This is a genomic window from Burkholderia sp. Bp8991 (assembly GCF_003853795.1).
Taxonomy (GTDB): Bacteria; Pseudomonadota; Gammaproteobacteria; order Burkholderiales; family Burkholderiaceae; genus Burkholderia.
In genome coordinates this window covers 36,468-60,649 of sequence record NZ_QTQJ01000034.1, presented here as the reverse complement: position 1 = coordinate 60,649, position 24,182 = coordinate 36,468, and the positions used below count along the sequence as shown (strand labels likewise).

The window sequence follows — 24,182 nt, the reverse complement described above, 5'->3', positions numbered from 1 at the left end:
CCGACGATCATGCGCGCGCCGAACGCCGGACGATGCAGTAGACGCCCGCCGCCATCACGCCGAAGACCACATGGGCGACCAGCGTGATCGCGCCGCGCACCGGAACGAACCACGGGAAGATCGCGGTGAACGCGTGCAGGTTGATACCGTAGAGCACCAATCCGAACGCGCCGCCCGCCACCAGCGCGGCGCCGGGCGACAGGTTGCGCACCATCCTCGCCAGCACGGCCGTATAGGCAAGCGACAACGCGGCATGCACCAGCGTCGCCACGCCCATGATCGTCGGATCAAAGCCCGGGGACGCGCCGAGCACGGCTCGCCCCATCACGAGGGCGGCCGTCAGGCGCGCGTCGCGAAGCAGGTTGTGAAAGGGGTCTTCTCCGGCAATCGGCCAGAGCATCAGCTCGATGACGGTCGAGCCGACCGCCGCGCCGAACGCTGCCCAGAGAATCGGGACCGGACCGTCCTGTTTCAATGGTGCTCCACGATGGCCGCGCGCCGTGCGGACTTACAGCGGACGTTCGCAATCCGTCCAGTATGCGAACGGATCACGATGCTTCGGGTAGTGCTCGTCGAGCCATTTCAGCAACGTCGCACGCGCGTTGTCCAGATCGGCCTTCGACGACGACGTCGTCAGCTCGTGCACCTCGGCGGATTTTTCCCGATCCATCACGTAGCAGTTCCAGTCGGGGCCGTCGAGATCCGGGTCGTCGGACGCCTTCGACGACTTGCGCCAGCCGACCCCCTTGCGCGCATCGATGTAATAGCGCGGATGCACTTTCAGATACGACATCTCGCCGCCCTGCAGGCTGCTTTCCGCGCGCAGCACGTCGCGTTCGTCGACGATCTGCGTGACTTCCGGCAGCCGGCGCGAGCGCCAGCCGGCCGGCAGCGTCGCCGTCGCCCGCACGGCGTCGTACGGGCCCCACGCGAGGCCCCAGGCTTCGGCCATGCGCTTCATGAACGCATCCGCGCCCGGGTAGCCGCGCAACTGGATTCTCGTCGACAGCGTGACTTCGACGCGGCCGTCGGCGCCGGCGGGGTCGCCTGCCGCTTCGAACGGGTTGCCCGGGCGCGACGCGCGCTGCTGCGCGTCCGCGGGCGCCATGCCCGAAAACAGCTGGTCGAGCGCCGCACGCGCTTTCGACGACTTGTCTGGTCTATTCATTCCTCATTCCCTCTGCATTCGAACGGTTCAACACGCTCGATTCTCGTTAATCTGTCGGGTCCCGCAATTTTCCGCGGTCGCATTGTCGACGATCCGGTAGCCCGGGTCGAGCGGCGGCGCCGTCCGCGCCGCCTGCGTCGCCTGCGTCGCACACCTCGACGCCCGTGCCGCCTATCCCAGCGCGGCCCGCATCCGCTCCATCAGCGCGAGCACCTCCGGACGATTCTCGCCCTTCGCATGCACGAAGTGATACCTGAGCGGCGACTCGACCTCATGCCGGCTCACGCGGACGAGCGCGCTGCGCTTGAGATACGCATCCGCGAGCGGCGTACGCGCCAGCGCCACGCCGAGCCCCGCCTCGGCCGCCGCGAGCACGAGGTTGTAGTCCTCGAAACGGCGATCCTGCGCGCGCGGCTTGAACGGTATGCCGAGCGCGTCGAACCAGGTGCGCCAGCCGGTCACGTCGGAGTCGTGCAGCAGCGGCATCTCGAGCAGCGCGGCGGCGTCGTTGCGACGGCGTCGCGCGGCCAGCTGCGCGGCGAGCCGCGGATGCGCGACCGGATGGAGCGTCTCCGGCATGAACGCGCTGGTTTCGAGCTGACGCCAGTTGCCGCGCCCGTACCGGATCGACAGATCCGCTTCGCCGGCGGCGATGTCCACATTGCGAAGTTCGATGCCGAGCTCGATGCGCAACGCGGGCGCCTCGCTCTCGAGCGCGTGCTGGCGCTCGAGCAGCCAGAGCTGCGCGAATGCCGGCACCACGCTCATCCTGACCAGTCGCGGCGTACGCGGCGAGCGCCACTGGTCGGCCGCGCCGTCGATGATCGCGAACGCCTGTTCGATCCGGCCGACGAAACGCTGGCCGTCCGGCGTCAGCCGCACGCCGCGCGCATGACGTTCGAACAACGCCATGCCAAGCCAGTTCTCGACGGCCGCCACGCGCCGGCTGATCGCGCCGTGCGTGACGCCGGACGCGTCGGCGGCCGCCAGGAACGAGCCCAGCCGCGCCACCGCACAGACGGTTTCCAGGCTGGCCAGCGGCGGCCGCGGGCCGGGTGCCGGCGCGACCGACGGCAGCGCGTCCGCCGCATGCTGCTGCGTGCGCGCCGGGCCATCGGCCCGGCGTCGCACCGAGCTGTGAGCCATATTCATACCCGCTGGTTGATCTGTGCGCTAGCTTAACATCTCGCGTCGCCACACCATTGCCGCATGAACACGCTTTCCTCCCCCTCGTCGCGCAGCGCGCGACTGCCGCTCGTCGCGGCCGGCGCGGTGGCGTTCACGATCGTCTCGTGGGCCTCCGCCTTCCCGTTCATCCGGATCGGCCTGCACGGGCTGGCTCCGCTGGAACTCGCGGCCGCGCGCTTCGCGACCGCGGCGGTGCTCGCGATCGCATGGCTCGCATGGCGGCGGCCTCGCATGCCGGCCAGACGCGACGCGTTGCGCTTTCTCGTCTGCGGCCTGCTCGGCATCGCACTCTACAACGCGCTGCTCAATACCGGCGAGCAGACCGTGTCGGCCGGCGCGGCGAGCTTCATCGTGAACACACTGCCGATCTTCACGGCGCTGCTGGCGGCGGTGTTTCTGCGCGAACGCTTCAATCGCCGCGGATGGCTCGGTTCGCTGGTCAGCCTGGCCGGCATCGCCGTGATCGCGCACGGCCAGCCGGGCGGCCTCGTGCTCGGCTCCGGCAGCACGCTGATCCTCGGCGCGGCATTGTGTTCGGCCAGCTATTTCGTGCTGCAGCGGCGGCTGATTCCCGTCTACGGCGCGCTGCCCTGCACCGCGTATACGCTGCTGGCCGGTGCGCTGCTGCTCACGCCCTGGTTGCCCGGCGCGCTCGCATCGCTCGGCGGCGGCGGCGCGTCACGCGACACGGCACTCGCCGTCCTGGTGCTCGGCATCTTTCCCGCCGCGCTGGGTTACGCGACCTGGACCTTCGCACTCGGCTACTTCGGCGCGGCACGCGCTGCCAATTTCCTCTACCTGACACCGGCCGTCGCGACGGTGTTGTCGATGGCGCTGACAGGCGAGCGGCCCGGCATCGAAACGTTGTGCGGCGGCCTGCTGGCGATTGCCGGCGTGATATTCGTGGCCTTGCGCGGACGGACGTAGGCATGCGGCCGCGCCGGACGGCAACGGCGGGCCGGACGAGCCGGCAGTGGGCCGAACCGGCCTCGTCATCTGCAAAGCAGGACGCGCACGCTGCGCCGGTCGACCCGCCGCGATTCGTCGACGCCGCCGGGCTCGACCGTTAGTTGCAACAAGCGGGTGGCGGCATCTCGAGCAGCGCCACGGCGATGAAACTGTGCAGACGAATCGACCGAACAGTGCCGGATTGATTGCATCGCGCTGTCCATGGTCATCGGGATCGGCCCGATCGAATAATCGAAGCAATCGACGGCGCAAGACGCTCACACCTGCGCGACGCATCGCGAAACGGCCGCGCCATCGCATCACATTTGCGCAAGGCCGGGCAATTCGCGGAAGCGGGCGCAAGCGCGTTCGGATATATTCATACGAATTGCGTGTCGCCGGACGCAATCGCCCGCTCGCTCGTGCGAGCCCCGGGCGACATGCAAGCCGGGCCCGTCACGGGTCACGGAGATTCGTCCGGCACACCGACCGCCTCACAAGGGCGCGCGGCAAACCGGACGGCACCAGAAATATCAATCAACGGAGATGGCAGATGGAACGAAGCACTGTCGGCATGCGCTGCAAACCCCTGATCACCGTCGCGCTGGCGGCCGCCGCATTTGCGGCCGCGTCGGGCGCGATGGCCGACCAGATCGTGAAGATCGGCAGCGTCGAACCGACGACGGGCGGCATTTCGCACCTCGGCAAGGACAACGAGAACGGTGCGCGCCTCGCGGTGGAAGAAATCAATGCGAAGGGCCTGACGATCGGCGGCCAGAAGATCACGCTGCAGCTCGACGCACAGGATGACGCGGCCGACCCGCGCCAGGCCACGCAAGTCGCGCAGAAGCTCGTCGACGACAAGGTCGTCGCCGTCATCGGCCACCTGAACTCGGGCACGTCGATCCCGGCGTCGAAGATCTACAGCGACGCGGGCATCGTGCAGATCTCGCCGTCCGCCACGAACCCGACCTACACGCTGCAGGGCTTCAAGACGACCTACCGCGTGGTCGCGACCGACGCGCAGCAAGGTCCGGCACTCGCGAGCTACGCGCAGTCGAAGGGCGTGAAGAGCGTCGCGGTGATCGACGATTCGACGGCGTACGGCCAGGGCCTCGCGAACGAATTCGAGAAGAAGGCGAAGGCGCTCGGCCTGAAGGTGCTGTCGCACGACGCGACCAACGACAAGGCCGTCGACTTCCGCGCGATTCTCACCAAGGTCAAGGGCGAGAACCCGGACGCGATCATGTACGGCGGCATGGACGCCACCGGCGGCCCGCTCGCGAAGCAGGCGAAGCAGCTCGGCCTGCGCGCGAAGATCCTGTCCGGCGACGGCGTGTGCACCGACTCGCTCGCCGAGCTGGCCGGCCCGGCCGCCGACAACGTGCTGTGCTCGCAGGCGGGTGCGGCGCTCGAGAAGATGCCGGGCGGCGCGGCGTTCCTCGCCAAGTACCAGAAGCGCTTCAACCAGGGCATCAAGTTCGATGCGCCGTTCGCGTACGACGCGGTCTACATCGCCGTCGACGCGATGAAGCGCGCGAACTCGACGGACCCGGCGAAGATCCTCGCCGCGATGCCGTCGACGAAGTATGAAGGCGTGATCGGCACGACGACGTTCGACGCGAAGGGCGACCTGACGCACGGGATCATCTCGATCTACGGCTACAAGAGCGGCAAGAAGACCTTCCTCGACCAGGTGAAGATGTAACGCCTCGCGACGCCGGCACGACGGGAACGCCACCCGTTTGCGCCGGCGTCGCGCGGGGCCGATTCAAGTTTTGCGGAGACGAGGCGACATGTGTGCAATGGCGTACGCGGAATTTCAACAGGAGTTGAAGAAAGCGCAGTTGACGGCGCGCGAGTTCGCCCGGCTGATCCGGATGAACGAAAGTTCCATCACGAACTATTCGAGCAAGGGCACCGTCCCTTCCCACCTCGCGGTCATCGCGACACTCATCGGCGCGCTCGCCGCGCACGAGATCGATTTCCGGCACGTGATCGGCAAGACGGGCATCGAGCCCAAACGGCCGCGCGGCGTCGGCGCATTTCCGGTGGCGGACAAGCCGCGCACGCGAAAGACCGCGAAAGCCGGCTCCTGAGCCGCAGCGGTCGGTAGCGGCATCGCCGGTGCCGCTCGACATCGTCACGCGCGCTGCCGCGCCGCGCTCGCGGCCCGCTCGTCACGCTGCCGCACGCACATGCTCGAGCAGCGCCTGCAGCGGATGACGCACCTGCCGCGCGGACATGCGCTTCACCTGGCTGCGGCACGAATACCCGGTCGCCAGCGCTTCACCCTCCTCTTCGGGCGCATCGACATGCGCGGCCCACGATTGCGCATAGATCGTGCGCGACGTCTGCAGGTTGCGCGCCTCGTGCCCGTAGGTCCCCGACATCCCGCAGCACCCTGCCGCCTGAACCGCCAGGCGCAACCCGCGACGCGCGAACACCTGCGCCCACTGCTTGCCGCTGTCGGGCGCGTTGGTCTTCTCGGTGCAATGCGGCAGCAGCCGGTACGCCGCCGACACGCCGTGCGCGCCCGCCCCGGCCTCCGGCATCGCGTCCAGCAACCACTCCTGCGGCAGCGCGACCTTCGGCACGTCGGCGAGCCCCGTCACCTTCAGGTATTCCTGCCGATACGTGAGCGTCATCGCCGGATCGAGGCCGACGAGCGCGACACCCGAGCGCGCGAGCGCGGCCAGTTGCGTCGCGTTGCGAATCGCCGCCTGCCCGAACGCGCGAAGAAAGCCCTGCACGTGCAGCGCCTTGCCGTTCGGCGCGAGCGGCGCGAGCCACACCTGGAAGCCGATACGCGCGGCCAGTTCGATCAGCGTCGCCAGTTGCTCGGTGTCGAAATAACGCGTGAACGTGTCCTGCACGATGACAACACTGCGTGCGCGCTGCGCATCGCTCAACGCGGCGAGCGCCTGCGGCTCGGCCGGCCGCACCTTCCATTGCCGGATCACGGCCGCGAGGTCGAAGCGGCTCAGGAGCGGACTATCGACCATGCCGACGTGCCGCTCGAGCAGCGTGCGCACCCAGCCGGCGCGCATCAGGCCGTTGTACAGCGCGGGCACGCGCGCCATCCACGGCATCGTGAATTCGAGCGAGCCGATCAGGTAGTCGCGCAGCGGCCGCAAGTAGCGCTGGTGATACAGCTCGAGAAAGCGCGAGCGGAACTCGGGCACGTTGACCTTGACCGGGCACTGCCCCGCGCACGACTTGCACGCGAGGCAGCCGGCCATCGCGTCGTACACCTCGTGCGAAAAGTCGGCTTCGCCGTTGCGCGCCGCGCGGCTGTTGCGCCAGCGTTGCGCGAAACCGCGCAGGAACGGCTGCCGCGCGCGCGCCGCCGCGACGACGTCGACGCCGGCATGTCCTTGCAGACGCAACCATTCGCGCATCAGCGACGCGCGCCCCTTCGGCGACTGCACGCGTTCACGCGTCGCCTTCCACGACGGGCACATCGCGTCGTCCGGATCGAAGTTGTAGCACGCGCCGTTGCCGTTGCAGTGCATCGCCGTGCCGTAGCTCTGCCACACGCGCTCGTCGATCTGCCGGTCGTGATCGCCGCGCGTGGGCACCTCGTCGATCTTCAAGAGCCGCAGCGTCGGCGCCGGCGGCGTCGCGATCTTGCCCGGGTTGAACTGGTTGTGCGGATCGAACGCGGCCTTCAGCTGCTGCAGCGACGGATACAGCTCGCCGAAGAACGCCGGCGCATATTCGGAGCGCACGCCCTTGCCGTGCTCGCCCCATAGAAGGCCACCATGCCGCTGCGTGAGTTCGGCCACCGCGTCCGACACCGGCCGCACCAGCGCGGCCTGCTTCGGGTCCTTCATGTCGAGCGCCGGACGCACGTGCAGCACGCCCGCGTCGACGTGGCCGAACATCCCGTACTGCAACCCGTGGCCGTCGAGCAGCGCGCGGAATTCGGCGATGTACGCGGCGAGATTCTCGGGCGGCACCGCGGTGTCCTCGACAAACGGCTGCGGGCGCGCCTCGCCCTGCACGTTGCCGAGCAGGCCGACCGCGCGCTTGCGCATCGCGTACACGCGCTTCACCGCGTCGTCGCCGGTCGCGAGCGTGTGGCCGAGGCGCTCGACGCTCGTGTCGGTGCGCAAATGCTCGACGAACGCACGCACACGCGCATCGACGTCGCCGGCGTCGTCGCCGCAGAATTCGATCAGGTTGATGCCGAGCGTCGGACGCGCATCGTCCTGCGGGAAATACTCGGCCACGCTGCTCCACACGAAGTCCTTCATCGCGAGCATCAGCACCTTCGAGTCGACCGTCTCGATCGACAACGGCTTGAGTTCGAGCAGCGCGCGCGCATCGCGCAGCGCGTCCATGAAGCCGGCGTAGCGCACGTTGACCAGCACCGAATACTTCGGGATCGGCAGCACGTTCAGCTTCGCCTCGACCACGAAACCGAGCGAGCCTTCGGCGCCGCACAGCACGCTGTTCAGGTTGAAGCGGCCGTCCGGTTCGCGCAGGTGCGCGAGATCGTAGCCGGTCAGGCAGCGATTGAGCTTCGGAAACTTCGCGTCGATCAGCGCGGCCTTTTCGTCGCTGATGCGGCGCGCGGTGCGATAGACCTTGCCGACCCGGTCCTGCCGTGCGCAGCGGCGTTCCAGTTCGTCGTCCGCGAGCGCGTCGCTGTGCAGCTGCTCGCCGCCCATCAGCACGAAGTCGAGCGCGAGCACGTGGTCGCGTGTCTTGCCGTACGTGCAGCTGCCCTGCCCGCTCGCGTCGGTGTTGATCATCCCGCCGACCGTCGCGCGGTTCGACGTCGACAGTTCGGGCGCGAAAAACAGGCCATGCGGCTTCAGCGCGGCGTTGAGCTGATCCTTGACGACGCCCGCCTGCACGCGCACCCAGCGCTCGCCGGCGTTGATCTCCAGGATCCGGTTCATGTTGCGCGACAGGTCGACGACCACGCCGTCGGTCAGCGACTGCCCGTTGGTGCCCGTGCCGCCGCCGCGCGCCGCCACCGCGACGTCGCGGTGCGCGGGTTCGGCGAGCAGGCGCGCGAGCAGCCGCACGTCGTCCGCATGCGCGGGACAGATCACCGCCTGCGGCAGGCGCTGGTAGATCGAGTTGTCGGTCGCCTGCACGGTCCGGTTCGCATGGTCCGCGCGGATTTCGCCGGCGAATCCGGCCGCCTGGAGGGCGACGAGAAAGTCGCGGTAACGAGCCTCGGGCGGGCTGGCGGGACGGGGCAACGGAGCGATCGGCATGGGATGAAAGCGCAATGTGGAGGGAGCCGGTGCGCGGCCTCGATCGAAAACATGAGTTTTGAGCAAGATTTCGCGCAGCCCGGAAATCCAGTATCGTGCGAATCAGCGCGAGAAACAAACGAATTCTCCCCCGGCAAAACTTGCATAAAACTCATGAATTACCGTCGCCTGACCCCATCCATGTCGCTGCTGCTGGTGTTCGAGGCCGCCGCGCGCCACGAAAGCTACACGCGTGCGGCCGACGAGCTGTCGCTGAGCCAGAGCGCGATCAGCCGGCAGGTCCAGACGCTCGAGGATCAGCTAGGCGTGCCGCTGTTCCGGCGTGAAGGCCGCTCCGTGAAGCTGACGGAAGTCGGCCGGCGCTACTTCGTCGAGCTGAGCGGCGCGCTCGGGCGCATCCGCGGCGCGACGCTGCAGGCGATGTCGCACCAGGCCGGCGCCGGCACGCTGCGGCTCGCGACCTTGCCGACCTTCGGCTCGAAATGGCTGCTGCCGCACCTGCACGATTTCTATGCCGCGCATCCGGGCGTGACCGTGCACCTGCATTCGCGGATCGGCGGCATCGACTTCCATACCGACGATCTCGACGCGGCCATCACCGTCGGCGCGGGCGACTGGCCCGGCCTGCACGCGCACCGGCTGTACAACGAGTTCCTGATCGCGATCGCGAGCCCCGAGTCAGTCGGGCGCCGCAAGGCGGCTCCGCGTGCGCCGGCATGGGCGGCCGGGCAGACGCTGCTGGGCGTGACGAGCAATCAGCACGCGTGGGCCGAATGGTTCTCGCATTTCGGGCTCGATCATCGCGAGATGCGCATCGGTCCCAGTTTCGAGCTGACGTCGCACCTGATCCAGGCCGTGCGGGCGGGAATGGGGATCGGCCTCGTGCCGAAGGTGCTGGTGGAAGACGAACTGAGCCGCAACGAGCTCGTGTCGATCGGCGACGCGATCACCAGCCAGCGCAGCTACTACCTCGTGTATCCGCCGGAAAACGACACGCTGCCGTCGCTGGTCGCGTTTCGGGAATGGCTGCTGAAATCGTGCTGACGTGCAGGCAGCCGCGCGGCGCGCTCACGCGCGCCATTCGTCGAGAATCTGTTCGGCGAGGTAGTCGCACAGCGGGCGCGCCGATTGCGCGCTGCGCGCGAGCACGACCTCGACCGCGTCGAGCGGCGGCAGCCCTTCGTTCTGCGACAGCCGGACGAGATGCGCGGGAATGCTGCAGCGCGCGAGCGGCGCGATCGCGAGGCCGGCCTCGACCATGCTGAGCAAGCCGAGGAAGCTCGGGCTTTCGTATGACATCCGGAACGGAATCTTCTGCCGGTTCAGCGCCTTGAGCGCGTGATCGCGCGCCATGCTGCCGTGCGTGAAGAGCGCGACCGGCAGCGGCCGCTCTTCCCATACGTTCCGTTTCGCCGAGCCGGTCCACACGATCGGCTCGCGCCGCACCAGCTCGCCGGTCACGCCCTTGATGCGCGTGAGGCAGGCAAGATCGATGGTGTTGTCCTTCAGCATCGGCACCAGCGCGCTGCTCGGCTGGCCGATCACGCGCACTTCGACGCGCGGATGCATCGCGGCGAACTTGCCGAGCACCTGCGGCAGCAGCGACGAGATGTAGTCGTCCGGCACGCCGATCGTCACGCGCCCGCGGATCTCCGGCCGCACGACCGACGCCCACGCCTCGTCGCGCAGCGCCAGCATCCGGCGGCCGTATTCGGCGAGCATGCGGCCGTCGTCGGTGGCCGTGACGTTGCGCGTGTCGCGGATGAACAGCGGCTTGCCGAGTGCATCCTCCAGCGCCTTGATCTGCATGCTCACCGCCGACGGCGACCGGTGCACCGCCTGCGCGCCCTGCGCGAACGAGCCGGACTCCGTCACGGCCACCACCATCGCCAGCACATCGAGATCGAGCTTTTTCATGTCATTCAGAAAATCTGATCAATCGATTCAGTTTATCCCGTTTTACTGTCCTCCTCCAACGCCGGACAATGGACGTCATCGACATTCATCGCGGGAAACTGTAACCATGCATACCTCCGGCTCGCTCTACGGATTCCTGGTCATCGGCGGCATGCTCGCGATCACGCCGGGGCCGAACATGGTCTACGTGATGTCGCGCTCGATCGCGCAAGGGCGCACCGCCGGGATGATTTCGCTGGCGGGCGTGACGGTGGGCTATCTGTTCTACATGTTCGGCGCCGCGTTCGGGATCACGACGCTGTTCCTGAGCGTGCCGTACGCGGGCACCGTGCTCGGCGTGGTGGGCGCCGCATATCTGCTCTACCTCGCGTGGCAGGCCGTCCGGCCCGGCGGCCGTTCACCGTTCGAGGTGAAGACGCTGCCGAACGAGCAGCCGCTGCGGCTGCTCGCAATGGGCGCGACGACCAGCGTGCTGAATCCGAAGCTCGCGATGCTGTTCGTGTCGCTGCTGCCGCAGTTCATCGATTACCGGCAAGGCAGCGTGTTCGGCCAGTCGCTCTTTCTCGGCTCATTGCTGATCGCGGCGTTCGTGTCGGCGAACGGACTGGTCGCGATCGGCTCGAGCCGCATCGCGACGTTCCTGCACGGGCGGCCGGCGCTGCTGCTCGCGCAACGCTGGGCGATGGGCGCGGTGCTCGGCGGCCTCGGCGTGCAGATGCTCGTCGAGGCGTCGAGCATGGCGGGTGTGGCGTGACGGCCGCGACGCACGTATCGAGGTACATCGCGCCGCCGCGCGTTCACTTCGTCAGCAATTCGGCCTCCAGATCGCGCAGTTGCTCCGGAAACCGCACGCGCAGCACCACGAACCACGCGAGCCCGACCGCCAGCAACGCGACGAACACGTATGGCAGCCATGCATAGACGCCGTCCGGCACCGGATACACGCTGCCGGCGAGCGGAATCGCGAGCAGCACGACCGCGACGACGCTGATCGCGACGTGCCGCGCGCGAAGCCTGCGTTGCCGACGCAGATAGAGCGGCGCACCGATCGCGACCAGCACGTAGGCGAGCAGCCAGCCGTAGGTGGCGATCGAGCTGAGATAGCCGTACGAATCGAGCAGCGCCGTGCCGCGTGCGGTCAGCACCAGCGCCGTCGCCAGCGCGAGCACCGCGATCAGCGCGACCGCGACGTGCGGCGTCGCGTTCGTCTCGTGCGCGCGCCCGGTCGACGCATGCAGCACGCCCTGTCGCCCGAACGTATAGACGATGCGCGCCGCCGCGTTGATCGACGAGAAGAACGCCGCGAAGAAGCTGAGCGCCACCCCTGCGTCGATCAGCACCCCGACCCACCCGGCGCCCAGCCGATGCGCGAGCACCGCGAGCGGCCCGTCGACGCGATCGAGCGGCGGCGTCTGCCCGTGGAACGCGCCGACCATCCCGTACGCGCCCACCACGAACAGCAGCGCCGGCCCGACCACGCTGATCAGCACCGCACGCGGAATCGCGCGGAACGGGTCGCGCGCCTCGGCGCCGAGCACGGTCGCGCTCTCGAACCCGGTGAAGCTGAAGAACGCCAGCACCATCCCGAGCTGCAGCTGCGTCGGCTTCACGCCTTCGAGCGTGAGCTGCGCGCGATCGACGGGATGACCGCCGAATGCGATCGTTCCGATCACGACGGCGGCGATCAGCAGCAGCGTCGCGAGCTCGACGAACAGCGTGAAGCGCGTGGACAGCCGGATGTCGCGAAACGCGATGTACCACGCGGCAAACCCGGTGACGACCGTGAGGCCGAGCACCGTGCCGAGCGGCGTGGCGCCGCCGAGCAGCCCCGTTTCGCGGCCGAGCACGAGAAACGTGTTGATCGTGCCCTGCAGGATGCCCGCCGCGGCCACCGCATAGGCGATCAGCAGCGACCAGCCGCAGATGGCGCCCCAGGTCGGCCCGATGCCGGCCGACACGTATGCATACAGCGCGCCCGGCGACGCCGAATCGCGCGCGAACACCGAGATGCTCCACGACGAGAACAGCAGCGCGACGATCGCGAACAGGTACGCGAGCCAGGTGCCGTTGCCGGCCGTCGCGAACACGGCGGGAATCAGCACGCCGATACCGCCCGACACGCCGACGAGGCCGATCGACTGCGCGATCAGCTCGGGCAGGCTCAGGTAATTGCGCCGCAGGCCGCCTGCCTGCGGCGCGGTGCCCGGCGCGGGCAGCGCCTGCGCGGGTGTGGCTGGATGGCTCATCGATTCACCTTGTCATGTTTGAGGCGGCGCGGCGTGTGCCGCGTCCGTGGCATCGCCTCGACGCGGGCCGCTGCGTGCGCCCGTACGAAAATGCGCATCGCGGCGCGCATCGGAACGACGTCACGGCAACGACGCCGGCTCGGGTTCGTCAGTTCCACGAATGGCGCGCGGGCTTCGCGCCGTTGAGGTAGTAGTTGCCGATCGCGTGGTATTTCCAGCGCACGGGATCGTGCAGCGTATGCACGCGCGCGTTGCGCCAGTGGCGGTCGAAGTTGTATTTCGCGAGCGTGGACTTGCTGCCGCCCAGTTCGAACAGCTTGCTCGCCGCGAGCAGCGATACCTCGGTCGTCGCGATCTTCGCCTCGCCGACGGCGATCGCGGCCTGCGCGACCGTGTCCTCGTCAGGCTCGCGCTTCGCGACGTCGACGAAGCGCCCCGCGCGCGCGAGCAGCGCTTCGGCCGCATGCACGCGGTACGCGATGTCGCCGATCTGCGCGATCGTCAGCGGGTCCTCGCTCGCGCGTTCGACGCCGCTGTCGATCCAGGGCCGCGCATGCTGCTGCACGAATGCGATCGTGTCCTGCAGCGCGGCGCGCGCGATGCCGAGATCGATCGCGGCCGTCGTGATCTGCGCGAACGGGCCCGCGAAGGTCGGGCGATCGTACGAACGCTGCGTGTGGAAGATCTCGAACGCGCTCACGCGCACGTTCTCGGCGATCACCGTGCCGCTCGCGGTGGTGCGCTGGCCGAAGCCGCTCCAGTCGTCGACCACGGTAAGCCCCGGCGCGCCCTGCCGCACGAATGCAAGTACCGCCTGGTCCGCCTCGTCGAGGGCCAGCACCGGAATCCAGTGCGCGAACAGCGTACCGGTCGAGTAGAACTTGCGGCCGTTCAGCACGAATCCGTCGCCGTCGCGGCGCACGCGGGTCCGGATGTCGAGCACGTTCTTGCCGCCCGCTTCCGAAAACGCGTTGCCGTAGCGCGCGCCCTTCAGCACGAGATCGAAGAAGAAGCGTTTTTGCGCATCGTTGCCTTCGAGACGAATATCCTCGATCAGGCAGTAGTGATTCTGCGGAATCTGCCCGATCGACGGGTCCGCCTGCGAGACGATCGCAATCACTTCCGCGAGCGTGACGTTCGACACTTCCGCGCCGCCGTATTCGCGCGGCACGGTGATCCCCCACAGTCCGCTCGACGAGAACAACTCGATTTCGTCGTACGGCAGCTTCCGTTCGCGATCGCGCAGCGCCGCATGTTCGGCGAGTCGCGCCGCGACCTGATGCGCGACGTCGAGCGCTTCGGCATCGGAGCCGATGACGGGAACCGGCGCAGCGTCTGCTTGCGGCCGCGTGTGTTCTTCGATGATTTCCGTGGACATGGAGTTTCCGGCAAAAATCTGCATGGATCGACGGCGCCGCGCAGGCATCCGTCGACCGCCTGTTTCGATAGGGGAAGCGTCAGTCACCTGCGATGCTCCTCGCAGGCAGTCCGTTCGCCCGCCCGGTGCGCGGCCTGCGTCAGCGCCTCAGCGCTTCAGCGCGCAGGCGCCGCGCATCACGCGGCAACCGCCTGCCGCTGCGCTTCCAGTTCGCGCACGAGCGGCAGCACGCGCTTGCCGAAGTACTCGACTTCCTCGATGAAATGCAGGAACCCGGCGAGCACGAGATCGACACCGATCGCCTTCAGCGCGACGATCCGCTCGGCGATCTGTTGCGGCGTGCCGATCAGGTTCGTGCGGAAGCCGTCGTTGTACTGCACGAGATCCTCGAACGTGGATTTCGCCCAGTTGCCCTCGCCTTCCGGCGACGCCTTGCCGGCCTCCTTCACCGCATCGCCGAACGCATTCACTGCCTCGACATGCGCGTGCCGGATGATGTCGTCGAGCACGGCCTTCGCCTCTTCCTCGGTGTCGCGTGCAATCACGAACGCGTTGACGCCGATCCGTACGCGATGGTTGTTCGCAGCGGCCTTCGCGCGGATGTCGTCGATCTGCGCCTTCAGGTTCTCCGGCGTATTGCCGTTCGTGAAGTACCAGTCCGACACGCTGGCCGCGTTGTCGCGTGCCGCGCGCGAGCTGCCGCCCTGGAAGATCTCCGGGTGCGGTTTCTGCACGGGCTTCGGGCTCAGCGTGTAGTCGTTGAAGCGGTAGAAGTCGCCCTTGAACGTGAAATTGTCCTGCGTCCAGATGCCCTTGAGCGCCTGGATGAATTCCTTCGAGCGCCGATAGCGTTCGTCGTGCTCGAGCCACGGCTCGCCGATCGCGGTGAACTCGCCCTTGAACCAGCCGCTCACCACGTTGATCGCAATGCGTCCGTTCGAAATGTGGTCGATCGTGGCAAGCTGCTTCGCGACCACGGCCGGATGCCACGGCCCCGGCAGGATCGCCGCGAGCACCTTGAGCTTCGTCGTCGCGTGCAGCAGCGCCTGGCTGAACGACACCGACTCGTGCTGGTATTCGGCGCCGTAGCCGGCCGTGAAGCGGATCTGGCTCAACGCGTAGTCGAAGCCGGCCGCTTCGGCTGTGCGCGCGAGTTTCTGGTTGTATTCGAGGCTCCAGTCGGTACGCTGCTCGATCGTGCTGACGACGAGGCCGCCGCTGACGTTCGGCACCCAGTATGCGAATTTGACGCCGTCGGCCGAAGGTTCTTGAATGCTCATGAGAAGTCCTGATCGAATGGAAAAACGAGAGACGGGCTACGCGGCCGCGGCGGCAAGCGCACGCGGACGCAGCTGCGGCACCGCGCGCTCGACCGCGAGCGCGATGCGTGCGCGCAGTGCGGGGTTCGCGATCTCGTAGCGGTCGAAATCGCTTTCGGCCGCATACACGCCGATCGGCAGCGTGCGCGCCTGGAAGAAGCTGAAGAGCGGCCGCAGCTGATGGTCGATCACGAGCGCATGCCGCTCGCTGCCGCCGGTGGCCGCGAGCAGCACCGGCACATCGACCAGCGACTCGTGATGCACGAGGTCGAACAGGTGCTTGAAGAGGCCGGTGTACGACGCGCGATACACGGGGCTCGCGACGACGAGCGCATCGGCCGTCTCGATCGCGCGGATCAGCGCGTCGAGATCGGGCGGTACCTGCGCGCGCTTCAGCGCGCCGGCCAGCCGGCTGCCGATTTCGCCGAGTTCGATCGACCGTGCGTCGATCGGCACGGCATCGCCGAGCGCGCTGACAATCGCGTTCGTCAGCGCCAGCGTGCGTGACGGCCGCTGCAGGCCGCCCGAGATGGCGACGACGTTGAGGGTATTGCTCATGCCATGCGTTCCCGTTGTCGAGCTGCGCGTTGCCGCGCCGATACCGTGTCGGGTCCGCAAGGAGCGTGCCATTGTCGACGCAGGCGCGATCGCGTCGATCCTCTGCATCACGAAATATCGTCCGAGCGCCCGCCTGGCATGGCTTCCGCAGCCATATGACCAGCCGCGGCAAGCGTTCCGGAAATCACGTCACATCGATATTCCGCGCGGCGATGAACCGGCGGAAACAGCCGTGCTGATGCGCTGCTGCTCAATCAGCAGTGCCGCGCGCTCCAGCCGTCCGATCGCAACGCCCTGCGCGCGTCGCGCCGAGCGCAATGCCGTCGAATCCGCTGTCACGGCAGCACGTTCCCGCGCCGTTGCATCCTGCGCAGCAATCCCGCTTTCGTTATCAGAAATCGATGTTTCCCGTGCGGCGCAAAACACTGAACACTCTGCTGACCGGGCAGCAACCGGACCGCGGCGCCCGCCGGCGCGGGTCCGGCCCGTTCGATCGACTTACGCCTTCATCGCCATGACTTCACTGTTTGCCACGCCACGTCCGGTCAATCTTCGTGTCGTCACCGCGCAGCCGGACGAATCGCATAGCGCGCCCGCTCCCGCCGTTCCGGCGCACCACGCACCGGCCCGCCCACGTACGCACGTCTTCGTCGATCCACGTTCGCTCGCGCTACTCGAGCGCGTGCGGTGCGTCGCGCCGAGCGACGCGAACGTGCTGATCGTCGGCGAAACCGGCACCGGCAAGGAGCTGATCGCGCGCCACGTGCACGACGTCAGCCATCGCGGCGGCGGGCCGTTCGTCGCCGTGAATTGCGGCGCGCTCTCCGACACGCTCGTCGACAGCGAACTGTTCGGTCACGAGAAAGGTGCATTCACGGGAGCGGCCGGCACGAAGCCGGGCTGGTTCGAGGCCGCGAACGGCGGCACGCTGTTTCTCGACGAGATCGGCGACCTGCCGCTGTCGATGCAGGTCAAGCTGCTGCGTGTATTGCAGGAACGCGAGGTCGTGCGGCTCGGCTCGCGCACGGGCATCCCGATCGACGTGCGCGTGGTGGCCGCGACCAACGTCGACCTGCAGCAGGCGGTGGCGGACGGACGGTTTCGCGGCGACCTGTTCTACCGGCTCAACGTCGTGCGGCTCGACGTGCCATCGCTGCGCGAACGGCCCGGCGACATCCTGCCGCTCGCGCGCCACTTCTTCGACGCATACCGCGGCCGCCTCGGCCACGGGCCGCGCAGCATCGATCCGCGCGCGGCACGCCGCCTCGAAGCGCATTCGTGGCCCGGCAATATCCGCGAACTGGAGAACGTGATGCATCACGCGCTGCTGGTGAGCCGTCACGATGCACTGCAGGACACCGACCTGAACCTGGCATCGTCGTGCGTGCCGGTCACGGCCGCGGGGGAAGCGGCGAGCCGGGTGCCTGCCCGGGAAGCGCTCGAGCTGGCGCTGTGCGCGCTGTTCGACGAGGCGCACGAGAGCCTGTTCGAGTATATCGAGGACACCGTGATGCGGGTCGCGTTCGACTTCAGTCACCGCAACCAGATCCAGGCCGCGCGCCTGCTCGGCATCAGCCGCAATGTGCTGCGCGCGCGCTTGATTCGCGCGAAGGCGATCGCGGCAGCCAAGTAGGCGCGATCGCGCGGCGGCACGCGGCGCCGCGCGTCAGGTGCTGCGGGTGACGGCCGCGTCGGCGCGTCGCGCATCGTCGCGCATCGTCGACGGCGTGGCTCGGCGAAGGCGATGCGGCGCGCGTTCCCGCAGCGGCGAGCCGCGCGTCGTCCGGCCGCTCGCCGCGCGGTGCGCCGCTATTTCCCGACGCCGCCCGTCACACCGCCGAGCAACGACGTCACGGGCGCGAGCGGATTCGCCGCGGCACCGGCGCCGCCCGCGCCACTATCGACCACACCGGTGACCGTCGACACGAGATTGGTCACCGGAGCAAGCGGACTCGCCGCGCCGGCACCGGCCGCGCTGCCGAGCGCACCGGTCAGCGACCCGAGCGGCGTCGAGCCGGCCCCCGACAGCAAGCCGCCGAGCGGGCCGGACGCGCTCGAACCGCCCGGCGCGCCGTTCGACGGACCGTTCTGCACGGTGGTGATGGAAGCGCCCGCGAGACTCACGATCAGGCCGGGAATCGGCGCGACGCCGTTCGGGCCGTTGGCGTTCACGAGTCCACCTGCGTTCGTGACGGTATTGCCAAGCGCGCCGACGACTTCGCCCACCGCCCCGACCGCCGGTTGCGACGAAACGGAGCCCATCCGCCCCCCTGTCGTCGCCAGCACGCCGCCGACCTGCCCGAGCAGGCCGGCCACCGGCTGCCCGAGGCCCGTGGTCGCGCCGATCTGCTGCGTCGCCTGGCCGGCCGTGATGACGAGCGGCGTGACGGCCGAGCTGAGCGGCTGCGTGACCTGCTGCACGGCGCCCGACGCCAGCGTCGCGCCGACCGTCTTGCCCGCCGTGCCGAGGCCGCCGGCCACGGTGTCGAGCGCCGCGCCGACGGGGGTGGTCACCGGCGCGAGCGGCGCCAGCGGCCCCGAGCCGAGCGCGCGGACGGTCTGCGCGAGGCCCGCGACCGGATTCGCCGTTGCGCCGACCACGTCGCCGAGGCCGGCAACCGTCGTGCCGACCGGATCGGACGTCGAGCCGATCCTGCCGAGCCCGTCGCTGAGCGCATTGGTCGCGGCGCGCGAAATCGTGCTGACGCTCGAGATCGTGTCGCCTGCGCTGCGCGTCACGGCGTTGCCGAGTACCGGCAACGACGCCGCGCTGACGGTCGAGCCGACGCCGACCGCGAGCGCGCCGGCGGTACTCACGACGCCGCGCGTGCCGGGGGCGCCGCTGGTGCCCCAGCCTCCGTCCGACGTGTTGCCGCCGGACGCGTTGCCGGCGGTCGTTGCCCCACTGGTGTTCGCGGAGGCGCTCGACGGCGCGGCGACGTCGTTGCCGCCGCAGGCGGCCAGCACGCCGGCGGCGGCGAGCAACGCCGCGGACGTGACAATGCGGGTGCGATACATGGTGGTCTCCTCGCGGTCCGGGCGATGGAAGGTTCGATTGAGGACCGGAGGAAGAAACAGCATTTTCCATGCCATTGGTGCGAGCGCACGGGCATTCCCGCCGCCGTGCCGGCGCCCGCGGGCCCGGACAAGCGCCTGCCCGCGATCGCGATCGATGCGTTTCATGCCCATGAGCGGCGCTGGTATCGTTACATTCGTGCTACGAATGCTTCGATGTTACGTAACGCTAAGCGCGGCGCATTGCATTCGGCGCGCGCCGCCTGCCATTCACCGCCTACCATCCACAGTACGCAGCCCCGGCGGCACCGCACGCGTGCCGCCGGGCTGCGCCCCATCGTCAGGAAACCGTCGCCATGAAAAAGCTCGTGAACCACCCGTCCGACGTCGTGCGCGAAATGCTCGAAGGCATCGCGCGGCAGTCGCCGCATGTCGCGATCCTCGGCGACGAGCAGGTGCTCGTCCGCCAGCCGCTGCCCGAGCCGTCGCGGCGCCCCGTCGCGATCCTGTCCGGCGGCGGCAGCGGTCACGAGCCCGCGCACGGCGGCTACGTCGGCGAAGGGATGCTGAGCGCGGCCGTTTGCGGCGAAGTGTTCACGTCGCCGCCGACCGATGCCGTGCTCGCCGCGATCCGCGCGAGCGCCGGCCCGAACGGCGCGTTGCTCGTCGTGAAGAACTACACAGGCGACCGCCTCAATTTCGGGCTGGCCGCCGAACTCGCGCGCGCCGACGGCATTCCGGTGGAGACGGTGATCGTTGCCGACGACGTGTCGCTGCGCGGCCGCGTCGAGCGCGGGCAGCGGCGCGGGATCGCCGGCACCGTGCTGATCCACAAGCTGGCCGGCGCGGCTGCCGCGCGCGGGCTGCCGCTTGTCCGCGTCGCGGCGATCGCACGCGACGCGGCCGCCGACCTCGGCACGATGGGCGTCGCGCTCGACGGCTGCACGATCCCCGGCGCCGACAAGTCGGGGTTCAGCCTCGCCGAACACGAGATCGAGCTCGGCCTCGGCATCCATGGCGAGAAAGGCGTCGAACGCACCGCGCCGATGCCGGCCGACGCGCTCGTCGAGACGCTGCTGTCGAGCATCGTCACCGACCTCGTGCTCGATCGCGGCGAACGCGTCGCATTGTTCGTCAACGGTCTCGGCGCGACCCCGGACATGGAACTGGCGATCGTGCTGCGCGCCGCGTACGACAACCTGAGCCGGCGCGGTATCACCGTCGCGCGCGCATGGGCCGGCACGTTCCTGTCCGCGCTGGACATGCCCGGCTGCTCGATCTCGCTGCTGCGCTTGAACGACGAGCGGATCGCCCTGCTCGACGCGCCGACGCAGGCGCGCGCATGGCCCGGCGGCGGCGCCGTCAACGCGCAGATTCGCGTGGCCGCGGCCGCCGCGCACGACGAGCCGCTGCCGCCGCTCGATGCGGCCGGTCATGCGTGGGCCGCCCGGCTGCAGCCGGCGCTGCGTGCGGTCGCGCAGGCGTTGATCGACCACGAGGCGACCCTGACGGAACTCGACACGGCCGCCGGCGACGGCGATCTCGGCGCGAGCATGCGGCGCGCCGCGCAGGCGATCCTCGCGTTGCCTGACGCCGCGCACGGCTCGCCGGCCGGCACGCTCGCGGCGCTCGGCGCCGCATTGCGCCGCGCGATCGCCGGCAGTTCGGGACCGTTCTACGCGACCGCGCTGCTGCGCGCGTCGCGGCGCCTCGCCGCGGCGGCCGATACCGCCGAGCCGTCGGCACGCGACTGGGCCGCGGCGTTGCGCAGCGCAGCCGATGCAATCGCCGAACTGGGCGGCGCACGCGCCGGCGACCGGACGATGCTCGACGCGCTGCTGCCCGCCGCCGATGCATTCGACCACGCACTCGACCATGACCGCGACCCCGCGAGCGCATGGGCGGCCGCGGTGGACGCCGCGGAACGCGGCGCGCAGCAGACGGCCGGCATGACACCGCGTGCGGGACGGGCGAGCTATCTCGGCGAACGCGCGATCGGCACGCCGGACGGCGGCGCGGCGGCGGTCGCGTACTGGCTGCGCGCGTTGCTGCCGTACGTGCGGTAGACGGGGATCCGGGCGACGCGTCGGCCTCGCGAGCCGGCGTTCGCCGGGCGCGATCTCCCGGTCGGACCAGACGGCGCGATCCGGGCGATCCATCGGGTTGCCGCGCGGCATCACGGCGCACCGCGCGCTTGCGACCTTACAGGTTGACCCGCTCTCGGCCGGACGCCCGAATTGCGCATTGCAGGTCGGCGCCCCGGCATGCGGCATGACACCCGGGTGACAAAACCGATAGTTTGCTATCGAATGTTTTTGCTCCTATCATCTCGCCCATGACCAATCTGCACGACCTCCGCCTCGCCGTCAGCAGCCTGCTGGTGCTCACCGCGCGCAAGTGGCGCCGCACGAGCGACGGCGTGCTGACCGCGTACAACGTATCCGAAGCCTGCGCGACGCCGCTGCTGATCGCCGGCCGCCTCGGCGAAGGCGTGCGCCAGGGTACGCTCGCCGAACACGTCGGCATCGAGGGGCCGTCGCTCGTGCGCCTGCTCGACCAGCTGTGCGCGGCCGGCCTCGCACGCCGCGACGAGGATCCGCACGACCGCCGCGCGAAGACGATCTCGCTGACGGCCGCCGGCCGCGCGGTCACCGCGAAGATGGAAGAAGACCTGCGCGTGTTGCGCGCCCAGGTGCTCAAGGGCGTCACGCGCGCCGATCTCGAAGCCACGCTGCGCGTGCTGAACGCGTTCAACGCGGCCGATGCGCAGCATCCGGCGTCGCGTCCGTCCCACCCCGCCGACTCCGCGTCATGACCTATCCGAGCCTTCGCGACTGGCTGTTCTCGGGCAAGACGTTCGCCGCGTCGATGCTGGCGCTGTACCTCGGCCTGTATTTCCAGCTGCCGCGCCCTTACTGGGCGATGGCGAGCGTCTACATCGTGTCGAACCCGTTCGTCGGCGCGACGCGCTCGAAGGCGCTTTATCGCGCGCTCGGCACCGCGCTCGGCGCGGCCGCCGCGATCCTGTTCGTGCCGCCGTTCGTCGAGACGCCGTTCCTGTTCAGCGTCATCGTCGCGACATGGTGCGGCACGCTGCTCTATCTCGCGATCTCCGACCGCACCGCGCGTAGCTACGTGTTCATGCTGGCCGGCTACACGATGCCGCTGGTCGCGCTGCCGACGGTGACCGATCCGTCGACGATCTTCGACGTCGCGATCGCGCGGACCGAGGAAATCGTGCTCGGCATCGTGTGCGCGAGCGTGGTCGGCAGCGCCGTGTTCCCGAACCGGCTCGCGCCGACGCTGATCGAGCGCACCGACGCATGGTTCAAGGACGCCGCATTCTACGGCCGCGAGACGTTGTCCGGGCATATCGCGGGCAAGGCGCTGTCCGCGTGCCGGCAACGCCTCGCCGCGACCATCACCGGCCTCGAATTCCTGCTGAGCCAGCTGAGCTACGACCATGCGCACCCGCGCGTGCTCGCCCGCGCGCAGGCGCTCGCCGGCCGGATGCAGCTGTTCCTGCCGCTGATGTCGTCGCTCGCCGATCCGCTGATCGCGCTGATGCGCGACCTGCACGTGCGGCCGCCGGCGCTCGACGCGCTGCTCGCCGACGCGGCGAAGTGGTTCGACGCGCCGTTGCCGGCCGTAAAGGCCGGCAGCGACGGCGACATGGCGCACGACCCGGTCGCGGACGACCTGCGCGAACGCATCGCCGCGCTGCAGCCGGCCGACGGCGCGCTGGCGAGCTGGGACGGCGCGCTGCTGTCGAACGCGCTGTGGCGGCTGCGCCAGGTCATCGACATCTGGCAGGACTGCCGCTCGCTGCGCGCGCTGATCGCGAACGAGTCGGGCGTCTGGCAGCCGCGCTACCGGCACTGGCGGCTCGGCGGCACCGAACGCTTCTTCGATCGCGGGATGATGCTGTTCTCGACGCTGACCGTCGTGCTCGCGATCGTGTTCGCGTGCTCGCTGTGGATCTCGTCCGGCTGGCACGACGGTGCCGCGGCCGTCACGCTCGTGGCCGTGTCGTGCAGCTTCTTCGCCGCGCTCGACGAACCGGCGCCGCTGGTGTTCAAGTTCTTCCTGTCGACGGCCGCGAGCGTCGTGTTCGCCGGGCTGTACCTGTTCGTCGTGCTGCCGCACGTGCACGACTTCCCGATGCTCGTGCTGATGTTCGCGGGGCCGTTCATCCTGATCGGCACGCTGCTGCCGCGCCCGCAATTCAACATGGTGACGATGCTCGTCGCGGTGAACACCGCCACCTTCATCAGCATCCAGAGCGCATACGATGCCGACTTCTTCGTGTTCCTGAACAGCAACCTCGCGGGTGTCGCCGGGCTGCTGTTCGCGTACGTATGGACGCGCGCGACGCGGCCGTTCGGCGCGGAACTCGCGGTGCGGCGCCTGCTGCGCTCGGGCTGGGAGGACGTCGCGCGCTCCGCGTCGACGCAGCCGCTCGACGACCAGCGCAACCATGCGTCGCGCATGCTCGATCGCGTCACGCAATTGCTGCCGCGCCTCGGCGCGTCGGACGACCACCGCCATCCGTCGATCGAGAGCTTCCGCGACCTGCGCATCGCGCTGAACGCGCTCGACCTGCGCCGTTCGCGCCGCAAGCTGACGGGCGACGTGCCCGATGCGATCGACCGCGTGCTCGCCGGCGTCAACGATCACTACACGCGCTGCGCGGCCGCGAATGCGCGCCAGCCTGCACCGCCCGCGCTGCTCGCATCGATCGACGACGCGCTGCAGCGCGTGGCCGGGCGCAACCTGCCCGGCACTTCCGTCGCGCCGGCGGACGGCGGCACGACGCCCGGCGCGCCCGCGGCGCCGGTCACGCCCGCGACGCACCGCCGGTTGCGCGATACGCTGCACGCGCTCGTCGGCCTGCGCCTGTCGCTGTACCCGGCCGCATCCGCGCAGCCGCCGCAAGCCGCACCGGACGGAGCACGCGCATGATCCCGCTTTCCAACCCGTCTTTCCGACCGCGACCATGATCGGCGAAATCGACATCTTCGGCGTATTCGTGCCGGCTCCGCTCGTGCTGATGCTGATCGCCTACCTGATCAACATCGTCGTGCGCGCGCTGCTCGAACGCGTCGGCTTTTACCGCCTCGTCTGGCACCGTTCGATCTTCGACCTCGGCATCTACGTGTTCGTGCTTGCCGCGGTCGTCATCGTGTCTCACCATCTCGTGGCTAGCTAACC

General features: G+C 69.1%; 21 protein-coding genes. 11 read left to right on the top strand and 10 right to left on the bottom strand.

All coding sequences use genetic code 11. From position 1 onward, the window contains the following. Positions 1–7: 7 nt before the first annotated feature. The 3 genes from DIE02_RS29110 to DIE02_RS29100 all read right to left on the bottom strand — a co-directional run bounded on the left by DIE02_RS29110 (position 8) and on the right by DIE02_RS29100 (position 2,320). Positions 8–475: a sodium:proline symporter gene (locus DIE02_RS29110; RefSeq protein WP_124530036.1), complete on the bottom strand. Its 468-nt coding sequence runs from the start codon at positions 473–475 to the stop codon at positions 8–10. 33 nt (positions 476–508) lie between these two features. Continuing rightward, entirely contained in the window at positions 509–1,168 is a 660-nt protein-coding gene (locus tag DIE02_RS29105; RefSeq protein ID WP_124489311.1) for a nitroreductase, read from the bottom strand. Between the two features lie 171 nt (positions 1,169–1,339). Continuing rightward, positions 1,340–2,320, bottom strand: coding sequence for a LysR substrate-binding domain-containing protein (locus tag DIE02_RS29100; RefSeq protein WP_124530034.1), 981 nt, complete (start codon positions 2,318–2,320; stop codon positions 1,340–1,342). A gap of 57 nt (positions 2,321–2,377) precedes the next feature. Here DIE02_RS29100 and DIE02_RS29095 point away from each other — a divergent pair, with 57 nt between their 5' ends. From DIE02_RS29095 to DIE02_RS29085, 3 genes are all read left to right on the top strand, one after another. Beyond that, on the top strand, positions 2,378–3,283 hold the full coding sequence (locus DIE02_RS29095) for a DMT family transporter (RefSeq protein WP_124530032.1): 906 nt from the start codon (positions 2,378–2,380) through the stop codon (positions 3,281–3,283). Between the two features lie 574 nt (positions 3,284–3,857). Then, positions 3,858–5,012 (top strand): branched-chain amino acid ABC transporter substrate-binding protein, encoded by a 1,155-nt coding sequence (locus DIE02_RS29090; protein WP_124530030.1) that lies wholly within the window; start codon positions 3,858–3,860, stop codon positions 5,010–5,012. A gap of 88 nt (positions 5,013–5,100) precedes the next feature. Next, on the top strand, positions 5,101–5,403 hold the full coding sequence (locus DIE02_RS29085) for an XRE family transcriptional regulator (RefSeq protein ID WP_124489315.1): 303 nt from the start codon (positions 5,101–5,103) through the stop codon (positions 5,401–5,403). Between the two features lie 81 nt (positions 5,404–5,484). Here DIE02_RS29085 and DIE02_RS29080 read toward each other — a convergent pair whose 3' ends face one another. Then, positions 5,485–8,538, bottom strand: a complete 3,054-nt coding sequence (locus DIE02_RS29080; protein ID WP_124530028.1) for an FAD-binding and (Fe-S)-binding domain-containing protein — start codon at positions 8,536–8,538, stop codon at positions 5,485–5,487. Between the two features lie 153 nt (positions 8,539–8,691). On the opposite strand from DIE02_RS29080, the gene DIE02_RS29075 reads away from it, so the two are divergent. Then, positions 8,692–9,582, top strand: a complete 891-nt coding sequence (locus DIE02_RS29075; protein WP_124530026.1) for a LysR substrate-binding domain-containing protein — start codon at positions 8,692–8,694, stop codon at positions 9,580–9,582. A 24-nt stretch (positions 9,583–9,606) separates the two neighbouring features. On the opposite strand, the gene DIE02_RS29070 is transcribed toward DIE02_RS29075, so the two are convergent. Further along, positions 9,607–10,455 (bottom strand): LysR substrate-binding domain-containing protein, encoded by an 849-nt coding sequence (locus tag DIE02_RS29070; RefSeq protein WP_124530024.1) that lies wholly within the window; start codon positions 10,453–10,455, stop codon positions 9,607–9,609. Positions 10,456–10,561: 106 nt separating this feature from the next. Between DIE02_RS29070 and DIE02_RS29065 the strand changes: the two genes are divergently transcribed. Next, positions 10,562–11,209, top strand: coding sequence for a LysE family translocator (locus DIE02_RS29065; protein ID WP_124489319.1), 648 nt, complete (start codon positions 10,562–10,564; stop codon positions 11,207–11,209). Positions 11,210–11,252: 43 nt separating this feature from the next. Here DIE02_RS29065 and DIE02_RS29060 read toward each other — a convergent pair whose 3' ends face one another. The 4 genes from DIE02_RS29060 to msuE all read right to left on the bottom strand — a co-directional run bounded on the left by DIE02_RS29060 (position 11,253) and on the right by msuE (position 15,956). Continuing rightward, positions 11,253–12,701, bottom strand: coding sequence for an APC family permease (locus DIE02_RS29060; RefSeq protein ID WP_124530022.1), 1,449 nt, complete (start codon positions 12,699–12,701; stop codon positions 11,253–11,255). 148 nt (positions 12,702–12,849) lie between these two features. Next, entirely contained in the window at positions 12,850–14,079 is a 1,230-nt protein-coding gene (locus DIE02_RS29055) for an SfnB family sulfur acquisition oxidoreductase (protein ID WP_124530020.1), read from the bottom strand. A 176-nt stretch (positions 14,080–14,255) separates the two neighbouring features. After that, the gene (gene sfnG, locus DIE02_RS29050) at positions 14,256–15,359 is read right to left on the bottom strand and encodes a dimethylsulfone monooxygenase SfnG (RefSeq protein WP_044848650.1); all 1,104 of its coding nucleotides are present in this window, start codon (positions 15,357–15,359) and stop codon (positions 14,256–14,258) included. 36 nt (positions 15,360–15,395) lie between these two features. Then, positions 15,396–15,956 carry an FMN reductase gene (gene msuE, locus DIE02_RS29045; RefSeq protein ID WP_124523108.1) on the bottom strand — a complete coding sequence of 187 codons (561 nt, stop codon included), beginning with the start codon at positions 15,954–15,956 and terminating at the stop codon, positions 15,396–15,398. A 514-nt stretch (positions 15,957–16,470) separates the two neighbouring features. On the opposite strand from msuE, the gene DIE02_RS29040 reads away from it, so the two are divergent. After that, positions 16,471–17,589: a sigma-54-dependent Fis family transcriptional regulator gene (locus DIE02_RS29040; RefSeq protein WP_124530055.1), complete on the top strand. Its 1,119-nt coding sequence runs from the start codon at positions 16,471–16,473 to the stop codon at positions 17,587–17,589. A gap of 176 nt (positions 17,590–17,765) precedes the next feature. Here DIE02_RS29040 and DIE02_RS29035 read toward each other — a convergent pair whose 3' ends face one another. Beyond that, positions 17,766–18,974, bottom strand: coding sequence for a collagen-like triple helix repeat-containing protein (locus DIE02_RS29035; protein WP_124530018.1), 1,209 nt, complete (start codon positions 18,972–18,974; stop codon positions 17,766–17,768). A gap of 24 nt (positions 18,975–18,998) precedes the next feature. On the opposite strand from DIE02_RS29035, the gene DIE02_RS29030 reads away from it, so the two are divergent. The 5 genes from DIE02_RS29030 (at position 18,999) to DIE02_RS29010 (ending at position 24,180) form a co-directional block, all read left to right on the top strand. Further along, complete coding sequence (locus tag DIE02_RS29030; RefSeq protein WP_124530016.1) at positions 18,999–19,331, top strand: hypothetical protein; 333 nt, start codon at positions 18,999–19,001, stop codon at positions 19,329–19,331. Further along, entirely contained in the window at positions 19,328–21,037 is a 1,710-nt protein-coding gene (locus tag DIE02_RS29025; RefSeq protein WP_124530014.1) for a dihydroxyacetone kinase family protein, read from the top strand. Before DIE02_RS29030 ends, DIE02_RS29025 begins: the two co-directional genes overlap by 4 nt. Positions 21,038–21,306: 269 nt before the next feature. Beyond that, on the top strand, positions 21,307–21,786 hold the full coding sequence (locus DIE02_RS29020) for a MarR family winged helix-turn-helix transcriptional regulator (protein WP_124530012.1): 480 nt from the start codon (positions 21,307–21,309) through the stop codon (positions 21,784–21,786). Further along, the gene (locus tag DIE02_RS29015; protein WP_124489328.1) at positions 21,783–23,933 is read left to right on the top strand and encodes an FUSC family protein; all 2,151 of its coding nucleotides are present in this window, start codon (positions 21,783–21,785) and stop codon (positions 23,931–23,933) included. Before DIE02_RS29020 ends, DIE02_RS29015 begins: the two co-directional genes overlap by 4 nt. A 34-nt stretch (positions 23,934–23,967) precedes the next feature. After that, positions 23,968–24,180: a DUF1656 domain-containing protein gene (locus tag DIE02_RS29010; protein ID WP_044849171.1), complete on the top strand. Its 213-nt coding sequence runs from the start codon at positions 23,968–23,970 to the stop codon at positions 24,178–24,180. Positions 24,181–24,182: the final 2 nt, after the last annotated feature.